Below are 11623 nucleotides of genomic sequence, written 5' to 3'. Positions count from 1 at the left end.
TTTAGGCGAAAAATAGCTCAGCAATAAACTCCAAAACTTTAGTATGTTAAAATTAAAAAGTAACATTTTTTTAACAAAATTAAAGGACTTTTCTTTTGGGGCCTCCTGCCTTCGGCAGGCGCTACGCTTCAGGGCTCGCAGGCCTGCTCGGCCCTGCGGCCTGACGGCCTTGGTCTGCGGCTTCGCCGCCCCCTTTCACATCGCTAGGCCGGGCGCTTTGCGCCCCCAAAACCGCAAATTTGGCCCAAATTTAAAATTAAGTACATTTAAGTGTTGATTTTTTGGTTTTTAGTTCGTATAGTTAGGGGTATACGCAGTTTTTAGCGCTGCATTTTTTTATCACCTCATTTAAATGTCTTAATTTTGGGAAAAGAAGAAAAAAAGATGATCAAGGATCGCTATATCAATCCACTGACCGATTTTGGATTTAAGAAGCTTTTTGGCGAGGCCGCCAATAAGGAGCTGCTTATCCATTTTCTCAATCAGCTGCTGCCCGAAAAGCATCAGGTGGAGGACCTCGAATATCTCCCTAGCGAACGCCTGCCCTCCAGCTTTCTGGACCGAAAAGTTATTTTTGACATCTATTGCACTAGCAGCCGAGGCGAGCATTTTATTATTGAGCTGCAACGCAGTAAGCAAAATCATTTCATCGACCGCTCTATTTTTTATAGCACTTTCCCCATTCAAGAACAATCCGAAAGGGGCGATTGGAATTTTAAGCTCTGGCCCATTTATACGATCTGTATTCTCGATTTTAAGATCAATCAGCCCAACCCGCATAATCGAGTGATTCGATATGTACAGCTCAAGGACCAAGACAAAGAGCTCTTCTTTGAAGACCTTACCTATATTTATATCGAGCTGCCTAATTTTACCAAAACCCTAGATGAGCTAGAAGATCTACAAGATAAATGGCTTTATCTTTTCCGCTATTTGGCCAAATTAGAAGATCGGCCAGCGGCTTTGCAAGAGCGCATTTTCATTGGGCTTTTCCGTGCCGCCGAAATTGCCAGCTACTCTATTGAAGAGCGCCAAAATTATGAGGTCTCTCTCAAAAAGCATCGAGATATTAAAAATGTAATTGACACCGCTCTAGAAGAGGGCCTAGAAAAAGGCAGAGCCGAGGGCTTGGAAGAAGGCTTAGAAAAAGGGCTAGAACAAGGACGAGAAGAAGGACGAGAAGAAGGCCTAAAAGAAGGAGAAGAACGAGGTTTAGAAAAAGGCGCATTAGCAGCCAAAAAAGCCATGGCCAAACAAATGCAGGCCGCTAATTTACCCTTAGACCAAATTGCGCAAATTACCGGCTGTAGCCTAGAACAACTCAAAAATTGGCTAAAGGACTAGCCCTAAATAATAGAAAGCTTGAACCTTGATGAGGTTCAAGCTTTTTTAGGTCCTACAGGCCCGAAGGGCCGCAGGCTGAGGGATGGGCAGCAGGGCGGCGAAGCCGCAGACCCAGCAAAATGAGCGTAGCGAAATTTTGCGCAGGGCCGAGCGAATAGCGAGCTGCGAGACAGCCCGACCCGCCCGCAGGGCGGGGCAGCCCCAAAAATCAAAAATCAACAATAATATCTTTGCGCTGAATCCGCTGCTCAAAAATATGAGGATAATAATGGCGGAGCTCCCGAACAAAAAGCGCAAGCGGAAGGTCTGCAAAATGGCCATACTCTTTTTCGTAGCTCATAAATGGCTGCCCCGATTTATCCGATTCTTGAAAAATGGCCTCATCTTGCCCATTAAAATCTAGAGGAGCCACATTAAGGTGCTCGCAAAGGGTTTTATTGAAAACGGGGGTGAGTTTGATCCAACGATGGTGCAAAAAGACCTCGGTATAGGCATGAAAAACCATCAGGTCGGTCCGCAGATATTCCTCTACTTTTTTAGTGGCCAAATGGTTGCGCACATTGGCAAAACCGAGGCGGGCGGGAAGGCCTATTGCTCGAAGGCAACTGGCAAAAAGGACCGATTTCTCGACGCAATAGCCATAGTCTTTTTGCAAAATATAACTGGCCCGCAAAGCCTCCTTTTTTAGGCGAAGATGATAAGGGTAGTAGCGCCAGCCATCTCGAACGGCATAGTAAAGCGCCTGCACTTTTTCGGCTGGCGTTTTGGCTTGCGCACTAACTTTTTTTGCAAATTCCTGAATATCAGGATGGTCAGATTCTATAAAATAACTGCTGGCCAAATAGGGCGCAAGCTCTTGCATAAAGATGGATTTTAGCGGTAAAACTTAAATGAGTCGAATATCAGCGAGCTTTTTTTCTCGACAAGAGATGACTAAACTATACTCTCCTGCCCCCTCAAATTTGCTTTTTTTCTGGGCAAAAATTACCCAAACGGGCTCCTTAATAGGGTAGAGGTTTGCATCCAATTGCCATTCGGGCAGCCATTGTCCATGCCCGCTTAACTTTGCCAAAGGCTGATTTTTACTTAAGTAAATTTTGGCAATATCTTGGGCTTCTTCAAAGCTCAGTAGGTAGCGGTCGAGATAGGGCCGTAGCTCCTGGGCCAGCTCTTTGGGGGGCGGAGTTTGGCAAAATAACTGGATGTATTCTTCTAGCTCTTCGGCTGTTTCGCCAAGGCTAGAAAAAAGCAGCTCTTCGAGATCGGGACATTGCCGCAAAATGCGGCAATGTCCCGCCCGCAAGTACAAAATGGCTTGGCCCTTTTTTATGCTTTGCAGATAGGGCACCAAGAGATAAAAAGCCTTGATCAGCTCGCCATGATGCGATTGAATATGGGCCAAAAAGTAGTCTTGGCAGCTTTGGTCCCAAACGTATCGAATCGCCCTAGACATGCGGGCTGGCTTGTTCTGACCAAACGGCCAACTCGTTGCCGCTGGGCTCTATAAAGTGAAAACGAGCCCCTCCAGGGAAAATAAAAATATCTTGGCTAATTTCTCCCCCAGCAGCCTCTACCTGGGCCAAACAAGCTGGCAAATCTTTGGCATAAAGAACCAAGAGGGCACCCCCAGATTTTACCGAAGAAGCCAAAGGCGCTTCATAAAATCCCCCCTCAAAATTAGCCGCAAAAAAGGCCGTATAAGCTGGACCATAATCCTCAAAACGCCATTGAAACACCTTCTGGAAAAAGGCTTTAGTGCCCGCTAAGTCTTTGGCAGCAAACTCTATGTAAGCAGGTTTTGACATGTATTTTTAAGTTACTTTATTTTTTTAATTTAAAATAATAATTTATGTGTATTAAATATTATTTTTTTTGAGCCTAAATTATCCCTGAGCCCCCATTTTAGGCAACTTATAGCATTATTTATAATGCTTTTTTGTGACAATTTTTAATTGTAAGTTATTTATTTTTAATGTTTTATGAAACAGAATTGAAAACTTTCCGTAAAAGAAATGCATACCTCAAAAATGGATGATTAAAACAAGGTTTTTTTTACCTCAAAAAACCTATGATATGAAATTCCCAATCTTACCCCTCATTTTTTTGGCCCTTCCCCTTTTTCTTTGGGCCCAAAAGCCAGTATCTACTGGCAACACACAAAATTCATTGAGCTGTGTCGGCTGCTTTGTCAGTCAATCCGAAATGGCCTTTGATGCGAGTACAAGCACCTTTGCCTTAGTTGATCCCACGGCTCTGCCTCTCTCGACAGTTGGCTATGTTTCTCAAGATTATTCTTTTGCAGCAGCCTTAGCTATAGGCTCAGAACTTCGTCTGGACCTCGCTTTTAGCGATCATAGCATTCTAGCAGGTCTTTTAGGCACTTTAGCCAATGACCTAGTTTTCGACCGCCTAGAAATTGAGCTGCTCAATGGAACCACTGTAGTGAGTACCTATGGCGGTAGCTCTGGAACCTCTCTGGCCGAGCTGGATGTGGTTGATGCAGCTAGCTCTCGATTTAATTTACTCATTCAGATTCCAACGGCTAATATCGACGGGATCCGTATCCGAACAGGCGCCTTAATTTCTTTGGGGGCAGGCATTACGCCTTCTGTCCTAGAAGTCTATGACATCGAGGGCATGCCTACCGACCGCTACTACGCTAGCCGATTTACCGGAAATTCTGGCCAAAACGGCTCGGCCCTAACTTCTTGCCTCAGTTGTGGAGTTTTCAATGAGGTGCATGCCGCTAGCTTAGGAAATGACCCTAACTCTCAGTATGCACAGATGCGCTGGGACATTGGCCTGAGCCTCTTGGGTACAGAGTACCAATATATTGAGTACGATTGGGATGTTAGCCCTAATACCGACTTTTTAGGCGATGCCGACGGTACCTCAGATGCAGTAGTTATTCAGCTCCAAGAAACAGCTCTAGCCAATTTAGGCCTAGATTTAGGCAGCGATCTTTGGGATAATAACGGCTTAGCCCTAATGGCACAGTATAGCGATGGCAGCAGCAGCCTACTCGATAATAGCTCGCCCTTACTTTCTGCAAATCTATTAGGCGCTGGCTCTGGCCGCTTTCAGTTGGTCCTCAATATTCCCGCAGGCAAAACCCTAGAGCGTGTCGAGATCCGAAGAACTGCTCCCACTCTAGGCTTGCTCACCGAGCTCCGTATCTACAATGTTTATTCGGTTTCTCAAGCTAGCCTACCCCTCAAGTTAGCCTATTTTAAGACGAAAAAAGAGCCGCAAAAAGGTATTTTGCTAGAGTGGCAAACAGAAAGTGAGTACGATATGGACCAAATTGTGGTGCAACGCGCTGGCGACGATATGCTCTTTGAGGTCCTTTATACCCTAAGCGCCCAAAATGACCCTCAACAAAACGCAAATTATGAGTTTGTCGATGAACAACCGCTTGGAGGCAATAATTATTATCGCCTCCAGTTTGTCGGCTTTGCCGAAAATGACATCAGCTACTCAGTAGTAAAGGTCGAAAATTGGCAACAAAATAAAGGCTTTACCCTCTATCGCCAAGGAGATAATCTCCGCATCCAAAAGATAGAGCAAGACCGCAAAGAATTGCTCAAATTAGAGGTGTATAGCCTTCAGGGCCAATTGTTGCTGCAGCAAAATTTTGCTCATGCGCAAGCAGAATTAAATACAGCCGATTTACCCAAAATCTTTCAACTACAAGTCGTAGGTGAAAGACAGGCTTACTACCAAGAGCTTATTCCAAATCCTTAGGAATAGCTCCATCTCACTCCTTTTTTAGACGCTCCCTTTTTCTAGGGGGCGTTTTTTTTGGGGCTGCCCACTCGCTTCGCTCGGGTCGGGCTGTTTCAGGGCTCGCTGTTCGCTCGGCCCTTCGCAAAAAATGCTGCGCATTTTTGCTCGGTCTGGCCTTCGGCCACCCTTGTCCATCCCTCAGCCTGCGGCCCTTTGGGCCTGTAGAACGCAGATTTGGACCAATAATACCTAATTGGCCAATGCCTTTTTGCTTCTTCCCACAAAATTACTCACTACTTTAACTACCTCTTTGTGGCGAAAATGACGAGAGTGCCCCCCATGCCGACCATAAAAGACTTCTACCTTATCCCAGCCCGCCGCCAAGGCCCTGATCTTTTCAAAACTAGCCACCTCATCTAGTTCGTCATGCACCAAAAGAACCTCTCCTACAGGTAGTTTATAGCGCTGCTCATACATATTATACTGCGAAATATCCCAGTCAATTTGCCCTTGGATTTTATTAAATATTTTGCGAAAAAGTGCATCGGGTACCTGCATGAACTCCTTGAAAGTTAGAAAGAAATGATAGGGAATAGGATAGGCGCCCATCATCACTAATTTTTGAATATGAACCTCTTTTCGCTCTTCTAGGCCCGCAAAAAAGGAGGCACAAGCCCCCAAAGAATGCCCTATTAAGGCATAAATTTCTTTCTCTTTGCGAAGCAGCTCTTTTAGGCCCAGCATAAAAATGGGCAAATTGCTGGCTTGCCCAGCCGCCGCCCCATGGGCCGCAAAATCAATAGAAATGATGCGGTAATCATCAGATTGGGCCAAAAGGGCCTCTATCAGCCGCTTGAAATCGGGCGTCATGCCCTCCCAACCATGGGCCAAAATAATGGTTTTGCTCCCTTCCCCCCATTCAAATAAACAGTATTCATGGCCCTCTACCTCAAATCGGCTTTTGTTTTTGGCCGTGGCCAAAAACTCCTTATGCCAATCCTTTATTTTACGAGGATTGGGCCGAGTAAAGAGCTGCCAAAATAACTTTGTAGAATAGTTGGGCGCCAAACTGCCCAAGTTGCTGAAATAAAAGCGCAAGGCTTTTACGGCTAAGGGCAATTCTTGCTTTTTGTAAAAATTACCCAACTCTCCAGCTGGCTGTGCTTGTTGTTCCATAATATACCGATTGGTTTTATTTATTGTAGAGGAGTAGGGGATTGCTGACAATCTCTGAGTATGTCTTGGGCCAAATCTGTAGCATCCAATAAATATTGGCTATTATTTAGACTAAGCGTCATAAAAATAGCGCCCTCTAAAAGGGAGAAAATCTGACGGCTGAGCTTATACTCGTCTAAATTGGGCCGAAACTCTCCGGCCTGCATCGCTTCTACAATTAGGCGGCGAATATGATTTTCTAGTTTTTTAATCACTTCTACTACCCGGGCCAAAAATTGAGGATGTTGTCCCTGGGCATCTATTCCCAAATTAAGAATAGGACAACCCCCAAAAGGAATCGCAAAATGGTGGTAATCCTGATAAAATTGCAGAATAGCGGCTAGTTTATCGCTAGGCCGATCTTCGGCATCGACCCTTTTCATGATGGCTTGGCTAAGTTGGCGCAAGTTGTAATTAAAGGCCGCTAGGGCCAATTCTTCTTTATTTTGGAAGTGGCCATAAATGGCCCCCTTGCTAAGCCCCGTGGCTTGGCAAAGGTCCGTTAAACTACTGCCGATATAGCCCTGTTGGTTAAAAATAGGAGCCGTGGTTTCTATAATATGTTGCCTTGTTTTGGCCGATTTTTTCATGCTTGTTGTTGCTTATGATGTAAAACTACAAAAAATACCGATTGGTTTATTTATATTGCAGCGGATTAATGTTTCTTTAATCTAAGGCCGCAATTGGCCCAGCGCTGCGCAGCGGTGGCCGCAGGCCAGACCGAACAAAACGAGCCTTGGCGAAGTTTTGTGAAGGGCCGAGCAGACCTGCGAGCCGCGCAGCCTTGGGTTGACCCACTTTTAAAAATAAGCTTAAATTAGCTCTAAATCAAGATTTATATGGACAGTACAAATGCATCTTCATTTATGCTAAATAAGCAATCAGTAAGAGTATGTTATAGATTAGTAGAGAGTCTAAAAAATAATCCTAACCCACATTTAACAAATGTAGCAAAAACTGATGCAGACCGTAAGGCTTTCATGAGGTTGTTATCAAACAAAAATCTTAGTGAGGAATACATTCAATTTGAGTTTATTGGCAAAAGTAGGGAGTCTATGAAGGTGGTTGAAGAAAAGCTTCTGGCCTTTCACGACACCTCTGAAGTTGTACTGAACAAGCAAAGAAATAGACTAACCGACAAAGAGGGTTTAGGCCCTGGAGGTCGGGAAACAAATTTGTCTGTATTTCTTCACATGGCTCTACTATATGGTCGAGAAAGCTTTCATTATCATGGCTTAGGAGGTGTTCAGCTTTACAATCGATATAAAAATAGAGTAACTTGTAAGGAGGCTGAAAATAGAAATACGGGTCATTTTAGAGGTGAAATTACGAGGTGGAAAGTAAATGTAGAAGAGACAGAATCTGCGTTAAAAGTGATTAACGACCTAATTGATATTTTACATGTTTGTGATCGAGAAGGAGATGTTTATCCCATGATGGAAAGTTTTTTCAGGCAGCATATTAAGTTCTTGATTCGGTCTCGAACAGATAGACGAGCAACGATTTGGGAGGATGGCAAAAAGATTCCATTATGTGATGTCTTTGAACATTATCCAGCAGATTTTGAGACGACAGAAACGGTCAAGAGTAGCCGTAAAAAACTTAACGGGAAGAAGCTAGTTATTCGATCTAAAAAAGTGACTTTTGCCGTTCCAAAATCTTGTAAGTACATTCTTGGCGAACCAAGACCTAAACCAATGACAATCAATGTTATTGAGGTTTTTGAAAAGGGCAAAGGTTTTTCAAAATCTGCCGCTAGAAAAAGAAGCCGAACAAAAAAAGATCATGATGATGAAACCATCAGTTGGCGCTTACTCACAAATGAAGAAATCAACAGCGAAGAAGAGCTCTTAGAGCTTGTTCTTTGCTACCGCAAGAGGTGGTTAATTGAAACATACTTTAAATATTTAAAATCAGATGGCTTTGACATTGAAAACATATGTTTAAAAACAGGTAAAGCTATCCGCAAAATGATACTTATGGCAATCAGTGCATCTGACAAGGTCCTTAAGCTTAAAGAAGCTGGACTTAACCAAGATAATGAAACTCCAGCAACCTCTATTTTCACAGAAGATGAAGTAGAAGTCTTAGATCTTATATTTAAACAATATCTAAAAGGCGAAAGCCAAAGCCCTTCTTTGCGCAATCCATTCACCTCTAAATCAATAGCTTGGGCCTATTGGATCATAGCGAGGTTGGGCGGATTTAATGGCGCAGTAAAGAAAACTAGGCATGCCGTATCCGTCAAAAAAATAGGACTAGGATTAGAGAGATTCATATTTATGTATGATGGATATCGATCCCTAAATTGACACCGCTATAAAAAGTGGGTCAACCCAAGCCGCGCAGCATAGCGGCGGCCGACCTAGCCGAAGGCTAGCCGGCCGCGGGCCCCAAAACATCATTATATCAATCAAATATTTACAGTTATGTCTATTTGGAGAAGAACAGCCAGCTTGGCCCAGCTCAATCAGTTATCGGAAAATACTGTGGTGAGTTATTTGGGCATTGAGTTTATAGAAATTGGGGAGGATTACTTGAAGGCCAGAATGCCCGTGACGGCCAATCAGGTGCAGCCAGCGCGGATTTTGCATGGGGGTGTTTCTGTTGTTTTGGCCGAAACGCTGGGTTCTGTGGCCTCGGTCCTTTGTATAGATGAGGATAGTGGAAAGCAGCCCGTGGGTTTAGAAATCAATGCCAGCCATTTGCGTTCGGTGCCTGAAGGAGGCGAAGTAGTGGGGATTTGTCGCCCTATTCGCATTGGCCGTCAGGTACATTTTTGGGAGATCGAATTGCAGGACCAAAAAGGGCGCCCCATTTGTAGTAGCCGCCTTACGGTCATGCTAAGAGATGCTAAATAAGCCCCTTGAAAAGCCCTTTTTTAAGGGCTTTTTTTTATTTTTGCGCCCTTGATTCGAGACTTTACAAAAAGAGATATGTCAAAGAAATATACCCTTACCGCAGCCCTTCCTTATGCTAATGGGGCCTTGCACCTTGGCCATTTGGCGGGGGCCTATTTGCCTGCCGATATTTATGCCCGCTTCTTGCGTCGACAAGGCAAAGATTTGGCCTTTGTTTGTGGTTCTGATGAACATGGCGCAGCCATTACGATTCGGGCCAAAAAAGAGGGGCGGAGTCCTCAGGAAATTATTGACCATTATCATGCGCTGAATAAAAAAACCTTTGAGCAGCTCGGTATTTCTTTTGACATTTATCATCGGACTAGTAGCGAGCTGCATCATAAAACGGCCCAAGATTTCTTTTTGCAGCTGTTGGAAAAAGGCGACCAATTTGAGCAAAAGACCACAGAGCAGTATTACGATGAAGACTTTAAGCAGTTTTTAGCCGACCGCTATATTCAGGGAACCTGCCCTAAGTGTGGACATGAGGAAGCCTTTGGCGACCAATGCGAAAAATGTGGCTCTACGCTTTCGCCTACAGAATTGATCAATCCAATTTCTACAATGAGTGGAAAAACGCCTGTGCTTAAGGAAACAACGCATTGGTATTTCCGTTTGGACCAGCATGAGGCTTGGCTCAAAGAATGGGTGGAAAAAGGGCAGCTAGATGGCCAGCAATTGCATGACCCAACAAAATGGCGCAAGCATGTTTTGGGCCAATGCCTTTCTTGGATCGAGGGGGGACTGCAAGCCAGAGCCATTACTCGAGACTTGGATTGGGGAATCAAATTGCCCATTGAAAATGCCGAGGGCAAAGTGCTTTATGTTTGGTTTGATGCGCCCTTGGGCTATATTTCGGCCACTAAGGCTTGGGCCGAAGAGCAAGGCAAAAACTGGGAGGATTACTGGAAAGGAGAGGATACAGAATTGATTCATTTTATTGGAAAAGACAATATTGTTTTCCATTGTGTAGTTTTTCCCGCCATGCTCAAAGCAGCAGGCGATTATATTCTGCCCAAAAATGTTCCCGCCAATCAATTTTTGAACTTAGAGGGCAAAAAGTTCTCTAAATCTAGAGGTTGGGTGATTGAACAACATCAATATTTACAAGATTTTGCCGAATTTCCCAATAAGGAAGATGCGTTGCGCTATGCCTTGATTCGCAGTTTGCCCGAAAATAAAGATGGCGATTTCAAATGGGAGGAATTTGTGGCCCTACATGATAATGAGCTAGCCGATAACCTGGGGAACTTCTTCAATCGAGTGCTCAGCTTTATTAAAAAATATAGTGCGGGCAAACTGCCTGCAGCCGATTTAGATTTGCTGATTCAGGGATCTGAGGTGGGTAGTGAAAGCAGCTACAAGAAGGTTTGCCAAACAGAAATCTTGCCTTTGGTAGAGCGTTTGGAGAAAGAAATCATGGCCTTTGAGTTTCGCCAAGCGATTCAAACGGTCCTAGAACTCTCTCGTTTGGGCAATGGAATGTTCCAGAATAACTCGCCTTGGAAATTGGCCAAGGAGAATCCAGAGGCCGCAGAGGTACAAACCGTTTTGGCCCTTGGGGTGCAAATTGCCGCTTGCCTCAATATTTTGCTCGAGCCATTTTTGCCCTTTGTAGCCCAAAAAATGGAAGAGCTCCTCAATTGGTCAGCTGATTTGGATATGGCGAGCTTGAAAGAAAAACTAGCTGCAGGCCAAAGCCTTTTAGCCGTTGGTCATACTTTGGCAGCGCCCAAAGTTATCTTTGCCAAAATCAATAATAAGAAAGATAAGCGCTGGTCTGATTTGATTGCGCAGCAAGAGCAATTGTTGCAAGATCGCCTAAAGGCTTTAGAGGCAGAGGCCAAGCGCAAAGCCCAAGAAGAAGCCAACCAAAAGCGTTTGCCCGAGATTGAGTTTGATGATTTTACGAAGGTAGAAATGCGCTTGGCCAAGGTGATCTCGGCCAAAAAGGTGAAAAAAGCAGATCGATTATTGGAAATTGAGGTAGACTTGGGCGGAGAAAAACGAACCGTAGTTTCTGGCTTGGCCAAATGCTATACGCCCGAAGAGATCTTGGGCCAACAGGTCGTGATGGTGGTGAATTTGAAGCCCAGAAAACTCAGAGGAATTGTTTCGCAGGGAATGATTTTAACGGCTGAAAATCCAGATGGTAGCCTCTCTTTGCTCCAACCCTGGAAGGGCATGCAAGATGGCGCCTTGATTAAATAAGCTCCCGTTTTTTGCGTCTAGAAAGGCGCAAAGCGCTTTGGCTGAGGGATGGAAAGTGGTGCGGCGCAGCCGCAGACCTAGGCGCTGCAAGCGCCGCAGGGCCGAGCAGACCTGCGAGCCACGACAGAGCCCGACCCAAGGCCGAAGGCCGCAGGGGCAGCCCCAAAAAAAGAAAACATAAAAAGCAAAAGGGCAATCAGCGAAAAAACTGATTGCCCTTTTTAGTG

General features: G+C 44.6%; 10 protein-coding genes. 5 read left to right on the top strand and 5 right to left on the bottom strand.

All coding sequences use genetic code 11. The features are described 5' to 3' along the window. Positions 1-384 precede the first annotated feature (384 nt). Entirely contained in the window at positions 385-1344 is a 960-nt protein-coding gene (locus tag SAPGRDRAFT_RS03050) for an Rpn family recombination-promoting nuclease/putative transposase (RefSeq protein WP_002657121.1), read from the top strand. A 208-nt stretch (positions 1345-1552) separates the two neighbouring features. On the opposite strand, the gene SAPGRDRAFT_RS03045 is transcribed toward SAPGRDRAFT_RS03050, so the two are convergent. Genes SAPGRDRAFT_RS03045 through SAPGRDRAFT_RS03035 form a run of 3 tightly spaced genes read right to left on the bottom strand, consistent with a single transcriptional unit; the run spans position 1553 to position 3149 of the window. Further along, a complete protein-coding gene (locus tag SAPGRDRAFT_RS03045) occupies positions 1553-2206 on the bottom strand; it encodes a transglutaminase-like domain-containing protein (protein ID WP_002657120.1) in 654 nt (217 codons plus the stop codon). Positions 2207-2230: 24 nt separating this feature from the next. Beyond that, entirely contained in the window at positions 2231-2797 is a 567-nt protein-coding gene (locus SAPGRDRAFT_RS03040; RefSeq protein WP_002657119.1) for a hypothetical protein, read from the bottom strand. Then, positions 2790-3149 carry a VOC family protein gene (locus tag SAPGRDRAFT_RS03035; RefSeq protein WP_002657118.1) on the bottom strand — a complete coding sequence of 120 codons (360 nt, stop codon included), beginning with the start codon at positions 3147-3149 and terminating at the stop codon, positions 2790-2792. Before SAPGRDRAFT_RS03035 ends, SAPGRDRAFT_RS03040 begins: the two co-directional genes overlap by 8 nt. A gap of 268 nt (positions 3150-3417) precedes the next feature. Here SAPGRDRAFT_RS03035 and SAPGRDRAFT_RS03030 point away from each other — a divergent pair, with 268 nt between their 5' ends. Further along, positions 3418-5088, top strand: a complete 1671-nt coding sequence (locus tag SAPGRDRAFT_RS03030; RefSeq protein ID WP_002657117.1) for a hypothetical protein — start codon at positions 3418-3420, stop codon at positions 5086-5088. A 231-nt stretch (positions 5089-5319) separates the two neighbouring features. On the opposite strand, the gene SAPGRDRAFT_RS03025 is transcribed toward SAPGRDRAFT_RS03030, so the two are convergent. Beyond that, the gene (locus SAPGRDRAFT_RS03025) at positions 5320-6246 is read right to left on the bottom strand and encodes an alpha/beta fold hydrolase (protein ID WP_002657115.1); all 927 of its coding nucleotides are present in this window, start codon (positions 6244-6246) and stop codon (positions 5320-5322) included. A 20-nt stretch (positions 6247-6266) separates the two neighbouring features. Then, complete coding sequence (locus SAPGRDRAFT_RS03020) at positions 6267-6875, bottom strand: TetR/AcrR family transcriptional regulator (protein ID WP_002657107.1); 609 nt, start codon at positions 6873-6875, stop codon at positions 6267-6269. A gap of 276 nt (positions 6876-7151) precedes the next feature. Between SAPGRDRAFT_RS03020 and SAPGRDRAFT_RS03015 the strand changes: the two genes are divergently transcribed. From SAPGRDRAFT_RS03015 to metG, 3 genes are all read left to right on the top strand, one after another. Next, positions 7152-8597 carry an IS4 family transposase gene (locus SAPGRDRAFT_RS03015; protein WP_172635369.1) on the top strand — a complete coding sequence of 482 codons (1446 nt, stop codon included), beginning with the start codon at positions 7152-7154 and terminating at the stop codon, positions 8595-8597. A 117-nt stretch (positions 8598-8714) separates the two neighbouring features. Further along, entirely contained in the window at positions 8715-9146 is a 432-nt protein-coding gene (locus tag SAPGRDRAFT_RS03010; RefSeq protein WP_002657105.1) for a hotdog fold thioesterase, read from the top strand. Positions 9147-9221: 75 nt separating this feature from the next. Then, a complete protein-coding gene (gene metG / locus SAPGRDRAFT_RS03005; protein ID WP_002657103.1) occupies positions 9222-11396 on the top strand; it encodes a methionine--tRNA ligase in 2175 nt (724 codons plus the stop codon). The last annotated feature ends 227 nt before the right edge of the window (positions 11397-11623 follow it).

Origin of the sequence: Saprospira grandis DSM 2844, from assembly GCF_000275825.1 — a bacterium.
In the GTDB taxonomy this organism is placed as follows: domain Bacteria; phylum Bacteroidota; class Bacteroidia; order Chitinophagales; family Saprospiraceae; genus Saprospira; species Saprospira grandis_A.
This window is presented reverse-complemented; position numbering and strand designations above follow the sequence as displayed.